The organism is Natrialbaceae archaeon AArc-T1-2 (assembly GCF_030273315.1).
GTDB lineage: Archaea > Halobacteriota > Halobacteria > Halobacteriales > Natrialbaceae > Tc-Br11-E2g1.
Genome location: NZ_CP127174.1, coordinates 2989200 through 3010246 on the forward strand (window position 1 = coordinate 2989200; position 21047 = coordinate 3010246).

A 21047-nucleotide genomic window follows, 5' to 3' on the forward strand; every position below is an offset into this window, starting at 1 on the left:
ACCGGAGCAGTTCGCGTGCCAGCAACTCGTTCCCGGCGCGGGAGCCATCTTCGCTTCGGACTGGCGCTTCTCTTGGAGTCGAACCTGCGGGCTGATACTGTCGACGTACAGCCGATGGTATGACCGACCGCTTACTCTGTCGTCGACACCCGTGAATTAGTCGGCCGTCTGCGGTCGCATCCGGTCGCCTCGAGTACGTCGGCACAGAACGACTCCAGTCGCTCGGCCTGGGCCTCCCAGGTGTACTCGAGGGCGCGCTCGCGGGCCCGTTTGCCGAATCGCTCGCGTCGGTCGGAGTCGGTGACGAGGCTCGAGAGGCGGTCCGCGAGCCCGGAGACGTCACCGACCTGGACGAGGTAGCCGGTCTCGTCGTCGTCTGCGTACGCCTCGATCGCCTCGAGCTCGCTCGTCACGATCGGTGTTCCACACGCCATCGCCTCGAGGTTCGCCATCCCGAAACTCTCCGTGTGTGAGGGCAGACAGAAGACGTCCGACGCGGTGTAATAGCCCGGCAGGTCGAGGTGTGAGACCTCGCCCTCGAGGATCACGTCGTCCCCGATTCCCAGATCTCGAGACGCCTTTCGGACGGCGGGCGTCTCCCCTGCGCCGACGAGACGAAGCTCCGCGGGCTCGTCGAGCCGTGCAAACGCCTCGAGCAGGTCGAAGATGCCCTTCTCGGGCACGAGTCGACCGACGAACAGCACGGTCGGTCGGTCGCTCGAGAAGGCGGGATCGACGTCGGGACGAAACCGCGTCTCGTCGACGCCGGGCGGGACGACCGCGTCGACCTCGTAGCCGAACGTCCGGGACACCGTTCGGGCCGTGGCCGTGGAGTTAGCGACGATCCAGTCGGTCCGGGAGAGCCGTTCGCGCGCTCTGGCACCGAGGCCGACGCTCGCGAGGCCGTGAATGCCGTAGATCGTGGGGACGTCCACGAGATGCGACAGGAGCAGGTCGTCGAGAAACTGGTACGTTATCAACACGTCGACGTGGCGCTCGACGTGCTCGAGGAGACCGTTTCGCAGTCCCCACAGGGTCATCGCGAGTTTGGCCTGGCTCTGGGGGCCGAGCGGGAGCAAGCGTTCGAGGGGATCGGGGACGGAACCGGTGAACGACGGCGTCGTGACCACCTCGGCGTCCGAGCGAGCGAGCAGGTCGGCGATCTCTCCCGTCTGGGTGTAGACGTACACCTCGTGGTCGGCTGCGAGCTCCGCGGCGACGTGTTGGGTGTAGACTGCGATTCCACCGGCGTGTCGGGTCCCCGCGGAGTCGTGATAGAAGCCGATTCGCATGCGTCAGGCGTACCCGAGCGAACGCAGTCGGTCGGTGACGACACCCTCGTCTGCGTCGGCGTCTGCGTCGGCGTCGACCGGCGGCTCGGCGACCGTCCGGCGGCGCTCGTCGCGTTCACTCTCGAGCCAGGGTACCGCGAGCAGCTCCTCGTGATGGAGCCCGCGTGGATGGCCGTACATCCGGATCGGAATCGGGAACCCTCGTTCCCCGACGAGGTTGCCGTGATCCGACGTGACCACGCTCTTTCCCGAGAGCGTCTCGAGCAGCTCCTCGACGTGAGGGAGAACGAGGTCGAGGTTCTCCCGGTAGGCGGCGAGTACCTGCTCGCGACCGACTTCGTCGCCGTAGACCAATCCGAACCAGGGATTCGGCGCGTCGCTTCGGTCGTCGTCTGCAAGGTGGGCGTCGATCCCGGTGTGAGCGAACGTCCGACCCGTCGGCCCTAGGAACGGAAAGTGGGGCTGCATGAAATGAACCAGCAGACGTTTCTCGGGGTAGCGTTCGTGGGCCGCGATCGCCTCTTCGACGACCGCCTCGGGGTGGACCGTCCCCGTCTCCTCGTCCCAGCGGGTCTCGAGCAGGTCGACGACGGCGTGGAACGTCCCCTCGGGAAGCTGGTAGACGTGAGGGTTTGCGGTGACGTAGACGGTGTCGTGGAGGTTCCGTCCCGCGAAGTTCTGTTCCATGAACTCCCAGCTGTCGCTGCCCTTCGAGCGAACCCGACGGAGCTCGCCCTCGAGGTCGGCGCGGGCGGCGAAGAGGTCGTACCGACAGGCGTCCAGTATCAGGAGGTTGTCCCAGTCGGCGGCGATCACGTCGACGCCCCGGTCCGCGCCCGCGAACGCGTTCAGGACGGTTCGCGTTCGCGAGTTGACGCCCAGTGCGAGGGTAAACAGCTCTCTCCGAAGGAGCTCGGGATTCCGGAGGACCCGCTTCAGGTTCGCTGCGGTGTATCGCCCCGGCAGGATCGAGTCGACCATACTACTCGAGTACGCCGGCGGCGAACCCGTTGTTATGCTCCCGGAACGAAACGCTAGCCACGCCCTAGTGCACTTGCAAGCGTCGACTGATGAGTGAAACCGGTCAACCGCACTCGGTTTCACCCATCAGTTCAGGCTTTGAACGCCAGTAGACCCGATGGGAGCGCTCAGGCGTAGCCGAGTTTCTCGAGTCGATCCTGGACGGCGGCGTCGACGGCGTCTTCACTCTCGCCGTCTTCGGCCAGCCGTCGCTTGGCCGACGCCGCGTCCTCGTCGAAGTACTCCTCGGCCCACGGTGGGACCGACGCGTCGTCCTCGACCCGACGCTGCCAGCACGGCCGCGCGGGGTCGAGACCGTACGCTCTCGCGTTTCCGAGCGAGTCCCAGACGACCTTTCGTCCGTCCTCGTAGGCCGCCCGCATCAGCCGGTCCCAGTACTCCCGACGCTCCGGCGGCTCGGGTCCCGCGCTCATGCCAACGTGTTCGGCGACCACGCGGTCGCGGGTGAGGTCGACGACCTCCTCCCGGGCGAACGCCGCGAGGAGATCGCCGAGTTCGAGGTGAGAGACGTAGCCATCTTCGATCTCCGGGTAGCCGTCGGGTGGGTTGACGACCGCGAGCGGGACGTGTAACAGCCCCTCTGAAAGGCTGCTCTTGTGGCGGACGTGCCCCTCCTCGCAGGGGTAGCCCTGATTCTCGCCGTGGTCTGCCGTGATCACGACCGTCGTCTCCAGGGCGGTGTTCGTCTCGAGCCAGGCGAGGAAGGGCGTAATCGTCCGATCGAGGTAGTCGACGGTGGCGTCGTACAGCTCGCGACGCGTCTCGAGGAACGACTCGTGGTCGTCGGTCGCCTCCATCAGCTCCCAGACGGAGCGTTCGTACGTCGTGAATCCGTTCGACGCCGAGTGTAGCGAGCGGTCGAACCCGCGAATGTGCTGCAGTGGTGTGTGAGCCTCCATAAACGTCGTAAAGAGGAACAACGGCTCTCTGGACGTCGTGATCGATCGTTTGCTCTCTTTGATCACGGCACGTGCGCCGTCGTCGAACAGCTTCGGGACCGGCGCGTCCGCCGAGACGGTATCGAGAAAGCCGACCGCGCCGTTTGCGAGACTCTCGAGCGGACGATCGTGTCTCACTGCCTCCCGGAGAAACTCGAGGTAGGCGCTCGGACCGGACGCATCCGACTCTGCGGTCAGCGAAGCCGGATCGAGCGCGTCGGGATACCGGTTCGACTCCGTCACGTCCGCGAACCGATCGAAGAACCGGTCGAAGCCAAACGCCGAGCCGGCGAAGGCGTTCGTGCTCACGCCGATCGCCTCGTGGCCCTCGAATGCCTCGCGTGCGAGGAACGTCTCGGAGGGGTCGATGCTCGAGACGCGTTTGTCGTGGGTGCAGACACCGTGGTCGTGTGCCAGGTCGCCGGTGAGCATGCTCGCGTAGCTCGGGGCGCTCCAGGAACTCGCGGCACGACACTGTTCGTAGGACAGCTCGATCCGCCGGTCGAGCCGACGGGCGTAGGCGTCGAACGTGTCCTTTCGGACGGAATCCAGACAGAGCAAGACGACGTTTCGCATAGCGGCGGCTGTCGGCGAGTGCGATCATTGTTACGCACCTGTTATCCACACGACGACAAAGCCCGCTGGGGTGTAGGAGAGCCGTTCGCCGTCGAGCGTCGCCCGTCAGCGCGCCCGTAACCGGCCCACTACTAAATGAACGAATCGGGAACGCCCGGTGGATGGCCGACGATTCTTCTGGCAAGACCGGACTGGCGTCGCTACGATCGGTCGCAGACGGCGCGTCGCTTCACTACGTCGGGACTCTCGTCGTCAACGTCAGCGGCTTTCTGCTGAACCTCGTGTTGACCCGGACGCTCGGGGCGAGCGTCTACGGCATCTACGCCTACGGGACGATGGTACTCGCCTCGGTGCTGACGTTCGCGAACTTCGGGACGGACGTCTCGGCGACGCGATACCTGTCGGCGAACCACGACAACAGAGCCTACCAGAACCGGACGCTCGGACTCGCCTACCTCACCACGATCGCCATCAGCGTTCTCATCGCGGCGATCCTCTACGTCGCCGCGCCGACGATAAACGCCTACACGCTCGAGGAGCCGCTGTTTACCCCCGCGATGCAGGTGTTCGCGATCGCGCTCCCGTTCCAGGCGTTGGTCCACATCGTCTCGAGTACGTTCCGCGGACTCGAGCGAGCCGTCGACAAGACCGTGGTGATGGTTCTCGGACCGACGCTGCAACTCGTCGCCGTCGTGGCTGCCGTCGCCGTCGGCTACTCGCTGCTCGGCGTCGCCGCAGCCTACGCGCTCGCGTGTCTCATGGCGTTTCTGATCGCTATCTGGTATGCCTTCTGGCGGACGAATCTGCGTCCGTCCGTCGAGTTCGACCGGCAGGAGGTCGCCGACTTCTACAACTACTCGGCTCCGCTTTCGCTCTCGAAAGCGAGTTCGTTCCTGTTCAAACGCGTCGACGTCTTCATGGTCGGGATCTTCCTGACCTCGGCGAGCGTCGGCATCTACAACATCGCCGTCTTGATCGCGGGGATCATCGCCATGCCGCTTATCGGCATCAACCAGCTGTTTCCGCCCGTCGCCTCCCGGCTGTACGCCGAGGACGATCGCGGGCAACTCGAGTCGGTGTACGAGACGGTGACCCGGTGGTCGATCACGGCCTCGCTGATCGTCGCCCTGCCGCTTGTCGTCTACCGGACCGAGGTGCTCGCACTGTTTGGCCCCGAGTTCGTCGCCGGAACCGCCGTCGTCACGCTGTTCGTCGCCGGACAGCTGTTCAACGCCGCCGCCGGCCCCGCAAACGACCTGTTGACGATGACCGACCACCAGTACGTCGTCATGACGAACCACCTCGTGCTCGGGGTCGGCAACGTCGTTCTCAACTACTACTTCATCCTCGAGTTCGGTCTCGTCGGCGCGGCGATCGCAACCGCGGGCGTGCTGGCGTCGCTCAACGTCGTCCGTGCGCTTCAGGTCTGGTATCTCGAGGGACTGGTCGGTTACTCGGTCGATCTCTGGAAACCCCTTGCTGCAACCGCCGCCAGCGCCTTCGTGATGTTCGTCGTCGGACTGTACCTCGGCGGGCTCGTCGCTGTCGTCGTCGGAAGTGCGGCCGGCGTCGGTACCTTCCTCGCCGCGTTGTATCGGTTCGGACTCGAAGAACAAGATGTCGAACTCGCGGGCGATTATCTCGAACTGATGTCGTAACGTCCACGCCGGTGTCGGACTTTCCCCCGTCACTGAACCCACCACAGCCGACGCCCGTCGTCGCCTCGAGTTCGACAGTCGCGTGCCAGCGATTCGATCCCGGCGCGGGATCCGTTTCGTGAACTCGAGCGACGGTCGTGGCGTCGGCACGCCCGTCTATCGGATGGCGCAGCACGATCCGCGACTCGTTACTGATCTCGTGCGTTGTACTCGACGTCGACGTTCGCCTCGCCGAGTACCGTGACGTCTTCGACCTCGCCGTCGAACCAGTAGGCGTCGTTCCAGTCGGCGACGACGCCGCGGACGGTTCCGTCGGAGACGACGGCCTTGTGGTTCGCGTCACCGGCGCTCGCCTTGGCGAGGGTGCCATCGACGTGGATCGAGTAGACGCTCGGACCCGACGCCTCGGTGCCGTCGACGACCAGCGCGTGCGGAAGTCGTTCGTCTTCGCCGTACTCGTCGGAATCGATCTCCTCACCGTCGACTCTCACCGTTGCACTCCCCTCGGTGACGGTGATGGCTGTAATCGTCCCGGCGAAGTGAAACCGCTGGACGTCCTCCGTGATCGAACTCTCGACGGTGGTCCCCGAGACGACCGTCACGTCGTCGTCGCCGTCGTACTCGATCTCGCCGTCGACCGTTACCTCGTAGCTTGCGGGCTCGTCGCCGGCTTCGATCTCGAGGGTGTGAGGCAACCGGTCACCGTACTCGTCGGGATCGAGCTCCTCGCCGTCGAGGACGACCGTCGCCGGTCCGTCGACGGTGAGTTCCTCGAGGTCGCCGTCGAACCGCCACGCGTCCTTCCAGTTCGCGACGACGCCCGAGGCGGTGCCGTCTTCGACGGTCGCCTCGTCGTCGACGGTCGCACCCTCGTCCGTCGAGGGGGCGACGTCGCCGGAGACGACGAACTCGTATCGCGTGGTGGCTTCCTCGCTGCCGTCGAAGAGGAGCACGTTCGCGTCGCTGTCGTCATCGTCGCGGTCGTCAGGATCGATCTCCTCGCCGTCGAGAGCGAACGTCGCGGGACCGTCTGCCTCGAGCGTCTCGAGATCGCCGTCGAACGCCCAGGCGTCGACCCCTCCGTAGACGCGGCCGGTGGCCTGGGCCTCGTCGTCCGCGATCGAGATGTTGTCGTTGATCGTCGCGCCGTCGTACGCGGAGGGTTCGATCGGGCCGCCGTCGACGGTGAGCTCGTAGTCGGTCGGCTCGCCCGGTTCACCGTCGGCGACGAGGACGTGGTCGCGTTCGTCGGCCGGATCCGTCTCGTCGGTCTCGTCCGGATCTGACGGTGCGTCACCGCTCGATCCCGAGCCGCCGCTTGCGGCTTCCTCAGCCGACGTCGGACAGCCGTCGGGAACGACGTCCTCGGGATCGCGGCCGTTGCCGGAGACGAGATTGATGGTGCTGCCGTTTGACTCGACGAGGCCGTCGTCCCACTCGGTGTCGTAGACCTCGACCTCCGAGCCACGGTTGCTCGCGCCGCCGACGAGTGCGTTGTGTCGGCCGTTCATCACGAAGTGACAGTCACGGACCTCGACGGGACCGGGGGCCCACGCCCACAGACCGCGGCCATTCTGGCCACCGCCGTCGTTGACGGCGACGCTGTTCGTCACCTGGCCGCGGGCGAGTCGGTAGTGTGCGACCCAGGAGTTCTTCGAGTAACAGCCGTCGATGTGGACGGTGCCGCTGCCACCGGGGGGCGAGCAGTAGAAGGAGTTGTCGCCCATGCCCTCGACGTAGACGTTTTTGATCTCGAGGTGGCCGCTGTGTCGCGGCGCGACGTAGATCCCGAGTCCGGCGCGGCTCTGGTTAATCGCGCCGTCGCCGAGGTAGACGTTCTCGATGCGACCGGTCGATCCGGCGTCGACCGAACAGCCGATGTACGAGCCACGGGCCTTGTGCGGCCCGACGACGCCGATGTTTCGGATCGTCCAGTCCGAGCCGTTCACCCTGAACCTGACCTGTGCGTTGTTCGCGCGCTGGTCGTAGAGTACGTTTTCGTGTGTTTCACCGTCGTCGAGTCGTACCGTCCGGAGCTCGCCCGGCTCGAGCTCGACGACCTCGTACTCGTCGGCGGCCGCAGTGCCGGCTGCAGCCGTGCCTGCAGCCACAGCCGCGGTCGCGCCAGCGAGTTTGAGATACGATCGTCGGTGAAGTAATCCGTCATTACCGCCTCCAGTCGGACCCTCGTCCGACGAGCGGTCCGCGTGGTAATCGTCCAGTACCGAAGGTTCGCGTGCCATGCAGTTCGGGTAATCAGACTATACTCGCATAAACCTTACTTCCGATAGATCGGTTAAATTTACGTATATTCAATTGTTCATTACGTACATCTCGATCAATCTTCCGTATTTATTCACGAATATATATAACAGGCCGACGCTCAGTCGGGCGAGTAATATCGTATTACCCGCCGCTTACGCTCGAATCGGCGCTGAATCGCCGACAGTCGTCACGATCCGACAGCTAGCCGGGACAGAAGGCGGTCGAACGACCGTCACGAAAAATCAAAACGGCGTCGAACGAAGCGTCAGGGGGACGAGACGGCGGAGGGCCGAGCGTCAGGGGGACGAATGCGGCGTCGAGTGGAGGGGTGGAGTGGAGGGTGACGCCGAGTGTCAGTGGGGGTTAGAACAGTCGGTCGCGCAGGGGCGATTCGTCCGTTTCGGAGCTCGTCTGGCCGTCGCCGCTTGCTGCCTCCTCGGGGGAGGTCGGACAGCCGTCGGGAACGACGTCCTCGGGGTCGCGGCCGTTGCCGGAGACGAACTCGATGGTACTGCCGTTAGACTCGACGACGCCGGTGTCCCACTCGGTGTCGGTAACTTCGATGCGCGAGCCCTGGTTGCTCGCGCCGCCGACGAACGCGTTGTGGCGGTCGTTCATCAGGAGGTGACAGTTCTCGACCTCGACGGGACCCGGAGCCCAGGCCCAGATACCCCGGCCGTCGTGGTCCTCGCCGTCGTTGACGGCGACACAGTTGGTAACTTTCCCCTGTGCGAGTCGATAGTGTGCGACCCAGGAGTTCTTCGAGTAACAGCGGTCGATGTGAACGGTGCCGCTGCCGCCGGGGGGCGAACAGTAGAAGGAGTTGTCACCCATCCCCTGAATGTTGACGCGTTCGACGTCGAGGTGGCCGTTGTGCTGGGGCGAGACCCACATACCGAGGCCGGCCCGGTGCTGGTCGATCGCGCCGTCGCCGAGGTAGACGTTCTCGATCGTACTGGTGTTGCCGCCGGTGTCGGCGACGCCGAACTGGGCACCCTCGGCGACGTTCTCGCCGGCGATGCCGATGTTACGGACCGTCCAGTCCGTACCCTGGGCGACGATGACGACCTGTGCGCCGTCGGCCGTCTGGTCGTAGAGTTTGTTCTCGAGCGTTTCGCCGTCGCCGACTTGGACCTCGTGTCGTTCGCCGGGCTCGAGTTCGACGACCTCGTACTCGTCGGCGGACGCGGTTCCGAGCGCTGCCGCACCGGTCGTCGCCGTCGCAACTGCAGCGAGCGAGCGAACGTAGGAACGACGCGTTAATCGCGAGTTACTGCGTTCGTTCAGGGCGGTCTCGGTCTCGGTATCGCGGGGGTTCTGCGCCATTGCATTCGGGTAACCCCGCGTTTTCTCTATAAACCTTTCCTTGTGGATCCCTATTAAATTTATTGAATGTAAATAATACACTACGCAAATGGAACGGCATTTTGGATATTTCTTCGCGAATTAAATACAGTGTCCGGTCGCCGACGATCCGGATGAGTCGAACGAAAAGGGCCAGTTACGCGGATGAAACGGAACGGAAATAGACTGTTACTCGAGGGAATAGCCGTTCTCCGTCGTGAATTCGGTCAGTAGCGTCGGCCGGGCTGCTCGAATATCTTCCGGTGCTCGCAGTCGAAATCGGGTCGGACGTTCGACGGTTCGCGGCCGTAATCGATTAGTTAGACGACCGGTTCGATCGGCGATAGGCGACAATCATCGATTGTCCGTACCATTCCCGATCGTGTGGTGGTCCGTGCGAGCGAGTCATACCGGACCGGAAAGTCAGTCCGAATCGATCGGGCGTCGTCCGGGCTCACTCGTCGGACTCGATGGCGTACATCCGGAACTCCTCGTTCGAGACCACCTTGTTCGCGTTCGGGGACGCATCGACGCCCTCGAGAGCCGCTTCGCTGTGGTGGAGTTCCTGATAGACCTCGAACTCTCGGGTCTCGTCGTACTCCGTGGCGACGAAGTAGTACTCGCCGTCTCCGTACGCGCCGCTGTAGTTTCCGGACTCGAACTCGTCGACGTCGACTCGTCCGTCGTCGACGCCCTCGTAGTTGCCACGTTCGTCCCCTTCGACCCCATTGAGCCCGTCACCGTACCGGTTGACGCCGAAGCCGAGCCCCGCGTAGGGGCGGTCGTCGCCATGTTCGAGTGCCGACCCGTAGCCGCTTACTTTCTGATCGGTGACGTGCTGGGTCGGCGAGTAGATGTACGGCGACGCGAAGACGACCGGCAGCGAGAGAACGAGACAGGTCCCGAGCAGTATCGCAGCGAGCGTGTTCGACCCGGGCCTCGGAAGCAAGCCTGCGAGCCGTCCGAAGCCGTGGGCGAGGCCGATGCCGGCGAGGATCGTCCCGAGGACGTAGATGAACCCGACCTGTCGGAACGCCATCGCCTGGGTACCGAAGAAGTAGACGACGAAGATTACGGACAGCGGAATCGAGGCGACACCGAAGTACGTGACGAACGCCTTCGACTCGCGGTCGGTTCGCGTCCAGCCGAGCCAGGTGAGCAGTACGAACAGCCCGACGACGACGGCGACGAGCGCGCTGACGAGAAACAGCTTCGTGAACAGTTCGGGGACGCTGCCGCCGATCTCCGCGAGCGACGTCTCTCGCTGTTCGACCTCTTCACCCGTACCGACGTCCTGGGTGAGCAGACCGTATATCAATCCCGCGAACGCCTGCCGAAACCGTTCGTTGCTCGCCGACCAGACGAGGAAAAAGCCGCCGAGAACGACCGTGTGAGCGTACGCTGTCGGCTGTTCGACGATCGGGTGAGAGACGTACCGGTGACGAGCCACGAACTGGATCAGCGAAATCGTCGCCAACACGAGCACGACGTTTACCATCTGCTGGGGGTGGACGAACAACAGTCCGGCACCAGTCACGAGCACGACCACGCCGTACGGCGAGACGCCGAACGGCAACGCCGTGTGGTCGCCGTGACGCCGCAGATACGCGACGATCGCGAAGATCACGACGGGAGCGAAAAACAACGCGTTGGAGTTCGTATGCACGCTCGTGTGCGTCGCGATGTTGTTGATCGGCAGGACGAACCAGGAGACGATCGCGGCGAATCCGACGGCGGCCGCGTTGCCGGTTATGTCACGCACCACGAGCGGAACGAACACGACGAACAGGACGAACACGACCACGAGCGAGAAAAGGAGGGCTCGCTCGAGGGGAACGCCGCCGACGAGGTGGATGATCGCCCCGAGGCTGTGCATTCCGGGATAAAACAGCTCGTAGGGTGCGAGCGAGCCGTCGACGATGTCTGTCGTCCAGCCGAGGTGTGTAAGCGCGTCGCCCATCCCGGAAAAGCGGTAGTTCCTGGTGAGCGGAAGGCTCACGATCGACGTGATCGCCGTCGCGCCGAGTGCGATTCCAAGCGCCTGGTACCGACCGCGACAGGCGAGTGTCACGCCGAGTGCAACGGCGAAGGCAACCGCGATCCCGACCCAGGTCACAGTCGGCGTTCCGGCGTAGATCGACGCCTCGTACCCGTCGGGCGGAGACGCTCTCGCGACGGCGACTGCCACCGCGATCGAGAGAAACCCGACCGAGAGGAGCCAGTTCAATGCAGGACGTGTCATGTCTCGACGTCGTCCACTCCGGCGGTCGATCCAGCGGACCCGTCACAGCCATCCGAACGACTACCGATACACATGTGCCGCGACGGTCTGTGACGCGGTAATTTGTTATCCACAGAATAGCTGCGGATGCCCTCGAACCCGCTGCAGTAGTTCAGGAATACGAGCACGTCCTCGCGCCTTCGCAGACGGTACGGATTTTCGAAACGGTTCAACGATTCGGATGATTTTTACCGTCGTTCGTGATCCGTCGGGTCACGAGACGGTATCGGACGCTGCCGTTTCCCGACCACCATGCAATCCGACCCGTTCGTCCGCATCGACCGAATCGACGTGACCGGAACCAGCCTCGAGTGTACTGTCCGCCCGTCGCCGTCCATGCGGCGATTCTTCACCGGCGAGCCGTTCAGAGCGCGGTACGACGTCGAGATCGAGGACGTCCCCGACGGCGTCCTCGCGATCCCCGTCCTCGCGCAGGTCTGTCCCGTCGCCTGGACCCAGGGGGCGGACGTCTACGTCGACGAAGTCGACACCACCTTCGCACACGCACTCGAGGACGCCGAGACTGCGCTCCGTTCGCTGTACCCGGAGTTTATGCTCGGCGGGGATCTCCAGGTCCGGGAGACCGTCGACGTCGCGCCCGACAGTAGCGGCGACGACAGTGCGAGCGGCCTGCTGTTTACCGGCGGCGTCGATTCGACGTGTTCGCTCGTCCGCCACCGCGAGGAAGCGCCCACGCTGATCAGCGTCCGGGGGTGGACGGTCAGGCCCGACCCGGTCGACGACGGCAAGTGGGCCGACCTTCGGTCGCGGGTCACCCGCGTCGCCGACCGACGCGACCTCGAGGCGTCGTTTGTCGAGTCGAACATGCTCGCGACGCTCGACAACCCCATGTTGCTCGCACACTTCGGCCACCGGGTCGACGGCGGCTGGTACAGCTCCGTCGGCCACGGGCTCGGTCTGCTCGGGCTCTGTGCGCCGCTCGCGTACGCACGCGGGCTCGAGAACCTCTACGTCGCTGCCACCCACTGGGAAGGCGTCGACCTCGAGTGGGGTTCCCGGCCGGAAATCGACGACCACGTTCGCTGGGCTGGCACGCAGTGTCATCACGACGGCTACGAGCTGACCCGCCAGGAACGGATCGACGCCATCGCTGCGTTCGTTCGCGAGACCGGCGACGACCTCGAGCTCCAGACCTGTAACGACCGGATGGACGGCAACTGCAGCGCCTGCGAGAAGTGTTACCGCACGATGGTCGGCTTGCGCCTGTCGGGACTCGACCCCAACGACCACGGCTACCGGTTCGCAGACGCCGACTACGCCGACCTCCGGCGATCGTTCGAACGCGGCGAGTGGGTCCTCGGCGAGGACGAACGCATCATGTGGGCCGACATCCGCGACCGCGTCCGCGAGACCGAGCCCCGCTCGCCCGTCGAGCGGGCGTTCTTCGCGTGGCTCGAGGAGGTCGACCTCGAGGACCTCGTCGCGGATGCGGAGCCGCCGCTGTCACATCGGCTGCTGCGGGCGACCGCACGGAACGCGCCACACGGCGTCTACAACGCACTCTATCCGGCCTGGACGGCGGCGAAGGTGGGAACGCGTCGCCTCGGGCTACGCTAGCGGATCCGAGACGGAGATCCGTCCGGATCATATATACTTCCGCGCGCCCGAGTCCCGAGCATGCGCGTTGCTATCCTGGGCTGTGGCTACGTCGGTCGCGAGCTCGGCCGGCAGCTGCTCGCGGCGGGACACGATCCGATCGGGGTCAGGCGGTCGAGCGAGGGGGTCGCAGCGATCGAATCGGACGGCTTCGAGGGCGTGCAGGCGGACGTCACGGAGTCGCCCTCGCTTGCGGTCGTGCCGGACGTAGACGGCGTCGTCTTCGCCGCCAGCAGCGGCGGCCGCGACGCCGAGGCCGCCCGCGAGATCTACGTCGATGGTCTCGAGACGGCGATCGAGGCGTTCGGTACGCGGGAGGACCCACCCGAACGGTTCGTTTACACCTCCTCGACGGGCGTCTACGGCGACCACGGCGGCGACTGGGTCGACGAGGAGACGCCGATCGAGCCGACGACCGACAAGACCGAGGTGCTCGCCGAGGCCGAACGAATCGCTCTCGAGGTTCCCGATCGGTACGGTATCGACGGGACCGTCGCCCGCTTTGCAGGGCTGTACGGTCCCGATAGGTACCGCCTCGAGCGCTACCTCGAGGGGCCAGTCACGGAGGGCTACCTGAACATGATCCACCGCGACGACGCCGCCGGCGCAGTTCGATTCCTGCTCACCGACGACCTCGCACGCGAGGAGACGGTGCTCGTGGTCGACGACGAGCCGGCAGATCGCTGGACGTTCGCCGACTGGCTGGCCGAACAGTGTGGGCTCGAGCCGCCCGAGAAGCGGACGACCGACGAACGCCTCGCCGAGGACGATCTCTCGGAGGCGACGCGTCGTCGCGTATCGACGAGCAAGCGGTGCTCGAACGCCACACTCCGGGGACTGGGCTATGATCTCGTGTATCCGACCTACCGCGAGGGGTATCGCGACGCGATCGAGCAGTTCCGTCGCGAACGTGGACGTCGACCGTAACAAACGACCAACGAGGGAGAAAGTTCTTGGTCGTTCACTTTGACTGTGGCGTATGAGCGACCGGATCGTCCGGACGACCGCTGACGGGGCGACCGCACCGCTCGTCGTCGACGGGACGACCGACGCGCTCCAGGACGTCGATCCGCTCGTGCTCTCGCTCGCCGTCGTCGTCGTGTTCGTTGCCGTCCTCGGTGGCTGGTGGCTCGTCCGCTGGTTCCGGCGACCCGTGGGGATCCGCCTCCAGCGCGTCCTCGAAGGGTACGACGACGTGACGGTGTTGATGCACCCGAACCCGGATCCGGACTCGATGGCGTCCGCGATGGGTGTCGCACGGATCGCCGAGTCGGTCGACACCGACGTGACGTTGCAGTACGCCGGCGAGATCCGCCACCAGGAAAACCGTGCGTTCCGGACGGTGCTCGAACTCGATCTGGAGACGATAGAGACGAGTACCGATCTCGCCTCCGAGGCGGTCGTCCTGGTCGATCACAACACCGCCCGTGGGTTCGCCGGCGCACAGCGGATCGAGCCGATCGGCGTCGTCGATCATCATCCCGGAAACGGGACGGGGACGGAGTTTACGGACGTCAGAACCGACTACGGCGCGGCATCGACGATCGTCGTCGAGTATCTTCAGGACATCGACGGGATCGGAGACGAGGACGACGACGGACCCGGCATCTCGCCGGAACTAGCGACCGGACTCTTGTACGGCATTCTCTCCGATACGAACCACCTGACAAAGGGATGTTCCGCGGCCGAGTTCGAGGCCGCCGCGTTCCTCTTTCCGGGGATCGACGAGGACCTGCTCGATCGGATCGCGAACCCGCAGGTCTCGGACGAAGTGTTACAGATCAAAGCCGACGCGATCACGGACAAACGCGTCGAAGGGTCGTTTGCGGTCTGTGACGTCGGCCAGATCGGAAACGTCGACGCGATCCCACAGGCCGCAGACGAACTCGTGCAACTCGAAGGCGTCACTGCCGTGGTCGTCTACGGTGAGAACGACGGGACGCTTCATCTCTCCGGGCGCTCGCGCGACGACCGGGTCCACATGGGCGAGACGCTCCGACACGTCGTCAGCGACATCCCGATGGCAAGCGCCGGCGGTCACGCGCGGATGGGCGGCGGACAGCTCTCGCTCGATCACATGCAGGGGATCGGGCCCTCGAGCGGCCTCGACAGAGACGAGTTCGAAGATCGACTGTTCGCGGCGCTGTCGGGCGAGCGATGAGGGCGATCGAGTCCGGAATCCGGTATCAGACCGTAAAGACGGGACAGCCACAGGTCCGGAGCACGCGGTCGGCGACGCTGCCGATGTGTGGCAGTTCGGCTTCTCCCTCACCGTGTTTCCCCATCACGACGAGGTCGGCGTCGACCGCATCGGCCACTGTGACGATCTCCTCGTGTGGCATGCCACGTCTGCAGTGAACCTCCGTGTCCAGATCGTGCTCGCGGGCGCGCTCTGCGAGCGCTTCCAGATCGGCGAGCGCCTCGTCTTCGGCGTCCTCGAGCGTGAGTTCGTAGTTCGAGAGCGCTGGCGTGTCTCCGTGGCGGATCTTGTCGATAATGTGAACGAAGTGGACGTCCGCATCGTTGTCGGCGGCGATCGAGAGTCCGTGTTCGACGCCGCGTTCGGCCGGTCGGCTACCGTCGGTCGGAATCAAGATTGTGTCGTAGGTCGGCATATCTTCCGCTGGGTCGTCCAGCGAGGTGAAACTACCGACCGCCGTATTCTCCTCGGCCGACCCTTCACTCGAGCACACGCCACGTCCACATCACGCTTATACTGTCGGTCATACATACGTACCCTACCTGTGAGAGCGGACGGGCTGACATGCGCTGCAACGCCGGTTCTGGCACACGCCAGTTCATCGGTCCACGACCGACAGTATTAACAGCGGCGGGTGTTCGCTGATGAGGGCGATCCCGAGAGCACGATAGAGCGTCCTCACAGGGAGTGCCGGAGAGAGACACGAAGGAATCGAACGGTCGTCTACGGTGAGAACAGCCGCCGGATCCTGGCGAGGATACCGCCGTCGTCGGCTCCGTCTGCACCGTCATCGTCCGAATTCGGCTCCCGTGTCGCTGTCGCCGTCGTCCCCTCCTCTCCCGACTTCGCGAGCGGACCGTCGGCCGGTTCCGGTTCGGCTGCCACGTCCGCCGAGTCCGGCCCCGCCTCGAGGTCCTCGAGCGAGAGGTCGAGTTCGTCGACCTCAGGCGTCGGCTCGCGGTCGGCTCCGGCTTCGGCGCTGCGAACGTCCGCGCCAGTTACGTCGCCGCGCTCGACTCGTGTGGCAAGGTCGTCCGCCGCCGACTCGAGATCGGCCGGTGGCGACTCGGCGCTTGGATCATCGTCGTCTGCCGGCTCGTCCTCGATCCGGACGCCTCCGTCCTCGCCGTCGGCTGGCGTCGTCTCGTCCCCGTCTGGCATCGAGGAGATCGACTCGAGGATGTCGTCGACGCCCTGATCCGAGACGACGCGCCGTGGTCCACCGCCGGGAGACATCGGGTCGCTGCCGTCGTCCGTGTCGGTCGCGGTGTCCTCGTTGTCCGCGCGTTCCTCGTCGTCGCTCATCGTCCACACCTGTCGGCTGCGTCGTTATATACTATCGGACGTACCTGTGTGACGATTCTCGCCACCCCGAGGCGGCGAGAATCGTTCACGACGTACGTCCGGCAGTATAACTCCGGGCATCACGCGGCGGCGTCCGGTCGTGCGAGGACCACGTTGATCACGGCTCCGAGCAGGATTAGGATACCGGCGAAGTACAGCCAGGTGACGAACAACAACACGGCACCGATGGCACCGTAGGCCTCGTAGCGAGCGGCATTTGCGGCGTAGAGTTGAAAGCCGGCCTGGAGGACCACCCAGCCGACGGCGGCGAAGGCGGCTCCGGGAACGACCTCGACGAGGCCTACTGGAACCGGTGGAAGGACGTAGTACACCGGGAGAAAGGCGAGAAAGAGCCCGAGTAACAGGGCGAGCCAGCCGAGCGAGCCGGCGGCGGGGATCTCGTCCGCGACGATCCCGAGGACGACGCCGATGACGATCATCAACGCGATCGCACCCGCGACCGCGAGGACGACCACGATGCCGTCACGAAGCTCCTCGAGTAGGGAGTCCTCGCCTGCCGTGCCGTAGACCTCGTCGAAGGCCTTGCTGAGTCCCCGAAACACCTTCAGGCCACCCCAGGTCGCGACGGCGAGTGCAACGATCGACGCTTCCGCACGGCCCGCCTCGGTCGTCAGTGCAGCAGTGACGAGGTCTTCACCGGCCGCGGGAAGCAAGTCGCCGGCGGCGTCGATCAACCGTTCGGCGAGTTCCTCTCCGCCGAGCAGCGAGCCAACCACGAGCGCCAGCAACACGAGCGGGATCAACGAGACGAACGCGTAGTACGCGAAACCGGCCGCGAGAAGCGTGATTTCGCGGTCGCTCGCGGTCCGGTATATCCCCTCGAGCGTCTCCCGGGCGTTCATACCGTCTCCGACGGTGTCTCCGGCAAAGAGTATGCAAGCCGTACACCCGAATTCGCCGCGCAGGCAGCAGATCCAGACGGCTTTACTACCTCTGGCGTCTACGTCCGCCACACGCACATGGGCCTGACCAAACGCATCATCCCCTGTATCGACGTCGACATCGACGACGACGGCGACCCGGCGGTCTACACCGGCGTTCACTTCGAGGACCTCGAGTACACGGGCGATCCGGTCGCGATGGCACGCGAGTACAACGAAGCTGGCGCGGACGAGTTCGTCTTTCTCGACATCACGGCCTCTGCCGAGGGCCGGGAGACGATGCTCGATGTCGTCGAGCAGGTCGCCGACGAGGTGTTCATCCCGCTCACGGTCGGCGGCGGCATCCGGACGACCGAGGACATCAAAGAGACCCTGCGTGCCGGCGCGGACAAGGTCTCGATCACGACCGGCGCGCTCGAACGTCCCGAACTGATCAACGACGGCGCGTCGGCGTTTGGCAGCCAGTGTATCGTCATCAGCGTCGACGCCCGTCGCCGGTACGACGAGGCCGGCGAACACTACGTCGAAGTCGACGGCGAGTCCGTCTGGTTCGAGTGCACGAAAAAGGGGGGGCGTGAAGGAACGGGAATCGACGTCCTCGAGTGGGCCGCCGAGGCCGAATCCCGTGGCGCGGGCGAGCTGTTCGTCAACTCGATCGACCGGGACGGGACGAAAGACGGCTACGACATCCCACTGACGAAAGCGGTCTGTGAGACCGTCGACACGCCGGTCATCGCCTCCTCGGGCTGTGGGAAGCCCGAACACATGCACGAGGTGTTCACCGAGGCCGGAGCCGACGCGGCGCTTGCGGCGTCGATCTTTCACTTCGACGAGTACTCGATCGGCGAGGTCAAAGCGTACCTCGACGAGCGGGACGTGCCGGTCCGGTTGTAGCCGCTCGATATCCCGGAACGACGGCCGACCAAGCGGCTAATCGGCTGTTTCTCGTCGCTGTGTGCCGTGGTATATCCGACGAATCGAATACGCATACCGGTACACCTTTCCGTCTTCCACCTCCATCGTAACGTATGGGTTTTGGTAGCTACGACGAATCCGAACAACAACAGCAGACGGCAGACGATGACGAGGACGTCGAAGCCGTCAACGTCCACGAGAACGACCACGAAGGGGAGCTGTCTTTCGAGTCCGACCTCTCGACGGACGAACTCGTCTCCCAGCTCGGGGAGATGAAAGACGAAGAGTAAGTCGACTTCTCTCGGACCGACGTCGCGGATTCTGCTGGTCACAGACCAGTGTTCAGGGGACGAGCACCCATGCTGAAGTTCTCCGACACGTCGGCCATGCCTGTCCCCCGCCGTTCGAGTGAAGGCAGGGCCACGTCGCTATCGACGAGCATCGGTCAATACGACGCCACCACGGTCACGCAATCGTCCGACGACAGAGATCGTCGATCGCTCGGCGGAGTCGCTGTGAAATCGCGGATTTCGAGACGCCAAACCGCCGTGCGAGTTCGGCTTGTGAGATCTCCCGTGGCACCTTGAAATACCCCTCTTCGTAGGCGACGCTAAGCAACTCCGATTGCTCGGGTGTGAGACCGACGATGGTGTCGTTCTCCTCGTCTGCCGTCTGCAGGTACGTGACCTGGAAGGCGACGTCTCGGTCCTGACAGCGGTCGTTGAGCGCGACAAGTGCATCCCGATCCGGAAGCCACAACTGCACGGTCCAGCCGTCCCGACGGCCCGTTTGATCGAGGATTCGCCCCCCGACCTCGGCCGTCGCCGGAACGTACGTGATCGCGCGATCGGTAAGCGTGACGCGGTAGACGTGTCGATCGGAGTCACGACGGATGAGGATCGGATCGACCACGGTCGGATCGTCCTCGAGCCCCGCCTCGAACTCCTCGAACGCGGAGGCGTAGGCGGTGAGATACAACAGCGTGTGGTCTCCGTCGACGGTCGTCTGGTAGTCGGGTTCGACCATCACGTCCGATCCACGCCGGAGCGTCGGCCGCAACAAGAGATCGGGGTGGTCGAGCTGGACCGCTGCGACGACACCGTCTCCGACCTGCGATTGAAGTTTCGCACGGCCGGCTCCGATGGCGTTCGTGCTCACCGTTTCACCTCCGTTCTCGATTCCGTTGGACCGTCCAACGAACGACCCCCGTAGTGATAGACCAGTACCGCAAGTTCGCGTGCCATGCAACCGGGTACTATCACGATACGTGTATAAACCTTTCTCAGACAAAATCTATTGAATTAACATAATATAACTTGTTTCTTACTGAACTATCACACAATCTTCTACGTTTCGTCGCGAGTATATGTCCGCTGTCGCGTCGATCGAACGAGTCGTGCTGTCCGCTTCTCGGTGACTGACGTCCGCGTTCGACCCGCGAACTCAGACCGGAAGCGTACCCACGACGCCGAGATAGATCTGGGCAAGCCCCGCGACGATCATTACACCGCCGGCGACCCGCTCGAGCGTCCCGATGTATGCCGATAGCCGGCCCGCGCCCGCGACCAGCCCCATCCCGGTTGCGACGGTCACCGCGAGCATGAGTGCGGCGACGATCCCGGCGTAGGTCGCCATTACGAGGACCGCACCGCTGGTCGAGAGCGTCACCGCCCGGCCGACGACGCCGACGAAAAGCGGCGCGACACAGCCGGCCGCCGCCAGTGCGTAGCCGGTTCCGAAGATTCCGAACCCGAGCACGCTCGAGCGACGTTTTGGCAGGGTCATCGACAGCGACGGTGCACGGTCGACGACGACGAGAACGCCGAAGACGACCAGAAGCGCGCCGACGACCGGCTCGAGGATCGTGACGCGCGAGAAGGCCGCGTGTCCGATCGAGAACGCCACCGCCGTGAGGACGGCGAACGTCGCGAGGATGCCAACGCTTGCGGCGATACCCCGACTGATCGCGCCGCCAAGTGAGGCGTCGCCGTCGGTCTGGCTGACGTAAAATCCCACGTAGCCGGGCAACAGCGGGTACGCACACGGGGAGAAAAACGTCGCGACGCCCATCGTAGCCGCGAATCCGATCGTTCCGAGTACTGCAGCATCGAACATCGTCAGGTATCACCCTCGGTGACGGTACTGGCGGCCTGGACGGCGTCGACGATCTCGTCGACCGACTTGTCGCCCGCCTCGGTCAGGTGTGGCGTCCCTCGCTCGTCGAGGACGACCGTCACGGGGACGCTGATGGCGTCGTAGCGTTCACCGAGTTCCAGGTCCGGATCGTGGCCAACCGGCCACTCGCCGCCGTGTTCGTCCCACCACTCGACGAGCGTGTCCTCCTCGACGGTTCCACCGGGATCGTTCGACACCGCCAGAAACTGCACGTCGTCCTCGAGTTCCGCCCGTGCCTCCCGAAGCGTCGGCAGCTGGCGCTCGCAGTGAGAACAGGAGGTCAGGAAGAACTCGAGGACCATCACCTGTCCCGGCTGTGGAACGGCCATCGTCCCGGCCTCGCTGCCCGGCGCGTCGATCGTCTCGACCGTGATCGGGTCGTCGTCGTACGTTTCGGGCTCGTCGTCACCGTTGAACGCGTCGGTCGTAACCGCACCCACGCCAGCGAGGACGGCGACGCTTCCGAGCCCGGCGATGAGTTCTCGTCGTCGCATCTATG

At 64.6% G+C, this 21047-nt stretch carries 18 protein-coding genes; 6 read left to right on the forward strand and 12 right to left on the reverse strand.

What is annotated here, in order from left to right; genetic code table 11:
* Positions 1-131: 131 nt before the first annotated feature.
* The 3 genes from QQ977_RS15420 to QQ977_RS15430 all read right to left on the reverse strand — a co-directional run bounded on the left by QQ977_RS15420 (position 132) and on the right by QQ977_RS15430 (position 3847).
* Complete coding sequence (locus QQ977_RS15420; RefSeq protein WP_285926665.1) at positions 132-1292, reverse strand: glycosyltransferase family 4 protein; 1161 nt, start codon at positions 1290-1292, stop codon at positions 132-134.
* 3 nt (positions 1293-1295) lie between these two features.
* Positions 1296-2273: a hypothetical protein gene (locus QQ977_RS15425; protein ID WP_285926666.1), complete on the reverse strand. Its 978-nt coding sequence runs from the start codon at positions 2271-2273 to the stop codon at positions 1296-1298.
* Between the two features lie 167 nt (positions 2274-2440).
* Positions 2441-3847 carry a sulfatase-like hydrolase/transferase gene (locus QQ977_RS15430; protein WP_285926667.1) on the reverse strand — a complete coding sequence of 469 codons (1407 nt, stop codon included), beginning with the start codon at positions 3845-3847 and terminating at the stop codon, positions 2441-2443.
* 161 nt (positions 3848-4008) lie between these two features.
* On the opposite strand from QQ977_RS15430, the gene QQ977_RS15435 reads away from it, so the two are divergent.
* A complete protein-coding gene (locus tag QQ977_RS15435) occupies positions 4009-5505 on the forward strand; it encodes a flippase (protein ID WP_285926668.1) in 1497 nt (498 codons plus the stop codon).
* A 188-nt stretch (positions 5506-5693) separates the two neighbouring features.
* Here QQ977_RS15435 and QQ977_RS15440 read toward each other — a convergent pair whose 3' ends face one another.
* The 3 genes from QQ977_RS15440 to QQ977_RS15450 all read right to left on the reverse strand — a co-directional run bounded on the left by QQ977_RS15440 (position 5694) and on the right by QQ977_RS15450 (position 11356).
* Positions 5694-7748 (reverse strand): right-handed parallel beta-helix repeat-containing protein, encoded by a 2055-nt coding sequence (locus QQ977_RS15440; protein ID WP_285926669.1) that lies wholly within the window; start codon positions 7746-7748, stop codon positions 5694-5696.
* 385 nt (positions 7749-8133) lie between these two features.
* Positions 8134-9096 carry a hypothetical protein gene (locus QQ977_RS15445; RefSeq protein WP_285926670.1) on the reverse strand — a complete coding sequence of 321 codons (963 nt, stop codon included), beginning with the start codon at positions 9094-9096 and terminating at the stop codon, positions 8134-8136.
* Between the two features lie 472 nt (positions 9097-9568).
* The gene (locus QQ977_RS15450) at positions 9569-11356 is read right to left on the reverse strand and encodes a hypothetical protein (protein WP_285926671.1); all 1788 of its coding nucleotides are present in this window, start codon (positions 11354-11356) and stop codon (positions 9569-9571) included.
* Between the two features lie 291 nt (positions 11357-11647).
* Here QQ977_RS15450 and QQ977_RS15455 point away from each other — a divergent pair, with 291 nt between their 5' ends.
* From QQ977_RS15455 to QQ977_RS15465, 3 genes are read left to right on the forward strand one after another with little or no spacing between them, the layout of a single operon-like run.
* Positions 11648-12973 carry a hypothetical protein gene (locus QQ977_RS15455; RefSeq protein ID WP_285926672.1) on the forward strand — a complete coding sequence of 442 codons (1326 nt, stop codon included), beginning with the start codon at positions 11648-11650 and terminating at the stop codon, positions 12971-12973.
* A 60-nt stretch (positions 12974-13033) separates the two neighbouring features.
* Positions 13034-13939 (forward strand): SDR family oxidoreductase, encoded by a 906-nt coding sequence (locus tag QQ977_RS15460; RefSeq protein ID WP_285926673.1) that lies wholly within the window; start codon positions 13034-13036, stop codon positions 13937-13939.
* A gap of 52 nt (positions 13940-13991) precedes the next feature.
* The gene (locus QQ977_RS15465) at positions 13992-15173 is read left to right on the forward strand and encodes a DHH family phosphoesterase (RefSeq protein ID WP_285926674.1); all 1182 of its coding nucleotides are present in this window, start codon (positions 13992-13994) and stop codon (positions 15171-15173) included.
* Between the two features lie 25 nt (positions 15174-15198).
* Here the strand turns inward: QQ977_RS15465 and QQ977_RS15470 are convergent, their stop codons facing one another.
* From QQ977_RS15470 to QQ977_RS15480, 3 genes are all read right to left on the reverse strand, one after another.
* Entirely contained in the window at positions 15199-15627 is a 429-nt protein-coding gene (locus QQ977_RS15470; RefSeq protein WP_285926675.1) for a universal stress protein, read from the reverse strand.
* Positions 15628-15935: 308 nt separating this feature from the next.
* Positions 15936-16517, reverse strand: coding sequence for a hypothetical protein (locus QQ977_RS15475; RefSeq protein WP_285926676.1), 582 nt, complete (start codon positions 16515-16517; stop codon positions 15936-15938).
* A gap of 119 nt (positions 16518-16636) precedes the next feature.
* Positions 16637-17419, reverse strand: coding sequence for a YihY/virulence factor BrkB family protein (locus QQ977_RS15480; RefSeq protein WP_285926677.1), 783 nt, complete (start codon positions 17417-17419; stop codon positions 16637-16639).
* 117 nt (positions 17420-17536) lie between these two features.
* On the opposite strand from QQ977_RS15480, the gene hisF reads away from it, so the two are divergent.
* Both hisF and QQ977_RS15490 read left to right on the forward strand, forming a co-directional pair.
* Positions 17537-18352 (forward strand): imidazole glycerol phosphate synthase subunit HisF, encoded by an 816-nt coding sequence (hisF, locus tag QQ977_RS15485; protein WP_285926678.1) that lies wholly within the window; start codon positions 17537-17539, stop codon positions 18350-18352.
* A 134-nt stretch (positions 18353-18486) separates the two neighbouring features.
* The gene (locus QQ977_RS15490; protein WP_285926679.1) at positions 18487-18663 is read left to right on the forward strand and encodes a DUF5786 family protein; all 177 of its coding nucleotides are present in this window, start codon (positions 18487-18489) and stop codon (positions 18661-18663) included.
* Positions 18664-18838: 175 nt separating this feature from the next.
* Here the strand turns inward: QQ977_RS15490 and QQ977_RS15495 are convergent, their stop codons facing one another.
* The 3 genes from QQ977_RS15495 to QQ977_RS15505 form a co-directional block, all read right to left on the reverse strand.
* Positions 18839-19531: a helix-turn-helix domain-containing protein gene (locus QQ977_RS15495; RefSeq protein WP_285926680.1), complete on the reverse strand. Its 693-nt coding sequence runs from the start codon at positions 19529-19531 to the stop codon at positions 18839-18841.
* Between the two features lie 285 nt (positions 19532-19816).
* Positions 19817-20488 carry a cytochrome c biogenesis CcdA family protein gene (locus tag QQ977_RS15500; RefSeq protein ID WP_285926681.1) on the reverse strand — a complete coding sequence of 224 codons (672 nt, stop codon included), beginning with the start codon at positions 20486-20488 and terminating at the stop codon, positions 19817-19819.
* Between the two features lie 2 nt (positions 20489-20490).
* Entirely contained in the window at positions 20491-21042 is a 552-nt protein-coding gene (locus QQ977_RS15505) for a peroxiredoxin family protein (protein ID WP_285926682.1), read from the reverse strand.
* Positions 21043-21047 lie beyond the last annotated feature (5 nt).

Bases quoted from the DNA above. Each gene is read 5' to 3' on its own strand.
- QQ977_RS15500 (WP_285926681.1), bottom strand. From the start codon at position 20,488: ATGTTCGATGCTGCAGTACTCGGAACGATCGGATTCGCGGCTACGATG.
- QQ977_RS15465 (WP_285926674.1), top strand. From the start codon at position 13,992: ATGAGCGACCGGATCGTCCGGACGACCGCTGACGGGGCGACCGCACCG.
- QQ977_RS15505 (WP_285926682.1), bottom strand. From the start codon at position 21,042: ATGCGACGACGAGAACTCATCGCCGGGCTCGGAAGCGTCGCCGTCCTC.
- QQ977_RS15440 (WP_285926669.1), bottom strand. From the start codon at position 7,748: ATGGCACGCGAACCTTCGGTACTGGACGATTACCACGCGGACCGCTCG.
- QQ977_RS15490 (WP_285926679.1), top strand. From the start codon at position 18,487: ATGGGTTTTGGTAGCTACGACGAATCCGAACAACAACAGCAGACGGCA.
- hisF (WP_285926678.1), top strand. From the start codon at position 17,537: ATGGGCCTGACCAAACGCATCATCCCCTGTATCGACGTCGACATCGAC.
- QQ977_RS15460 (WP_285926673.1), top strand. From the start codon at position 13,034: ATGCGCGTTGCTATCCTGGGCTGTGGCTACGTCGGTCGCGAGCTCGGC.
- QQ977_RS15430 (WP_285926667.1), bottom strand. From the start codon at position 3,847: ATGCGAAACGTCGTCTTGCTCTGTCTGGATTCCGTCCGAAAGGACACG.
- QQ977_RS15435 (WP_285926668.1), top strand. From the start codon at position 4,009: ATGGCCGACGATTCTTCTGGCAAGACCGGACTGGCGTCGCTACGATCG.
- QQ977_RS15475 (WP_285926676.1), bottom strand. From the start codon at position 16,517: ATGAGCGACGACGAGGAACGCGCGGACAACGAGGACACCGCGACCGAC.
- QQ977_RS15420 (WP_285926665.1), bottom strand. From the start codon at position 1,292: ATGCGAATCGGCTTCTATCACGACTCCGCGGGGACCCGACACGCCGGT.
- QQ977_RS15470 (WP_285926675.1), bottom strand. From the start codon at position 15,627: ATGCCGACCTACGACACAATCTTGATTCCGACCGACGGTAGCCGACCG.
- QQ977_RS15450 (WP_285926671.1), bottom strand. From the start codon at position 11,356: ATGACACGTCCTGCATTGAACTGGCTCCTCTCGGTCGGGTTTCTCTCG.
- QQ977_RS15445 (WP_285926670.1), bottom strand. From the start codon at position 9,096: ATGGCGCAGAACCCCCGCGATACCGAGACCGAGACCGCCCTGAACGAA.
- QQ977_RS15480 (WP_285926677.1), bottom strand. From the start codon at position 17,419: ATGAACGCCCGGGAGACGCTCGAGGGGATATACCGGACCGCGAGCGAC.
- QQ977_RS15455 (WP_285926672.1), top strand. From the start codon at position 11,648: ATGCAATCCGACCCGTTCGTCCGCATCGACCGAATCGACGTGACCGGA.
- QQ977_RS15425 (WP_285926666.1), bottom strand. From the start codon at position 2,273: ATGGTCGACTCGATCCTGCCGGGGCGATACACCGCAGCGAACCTGAAG.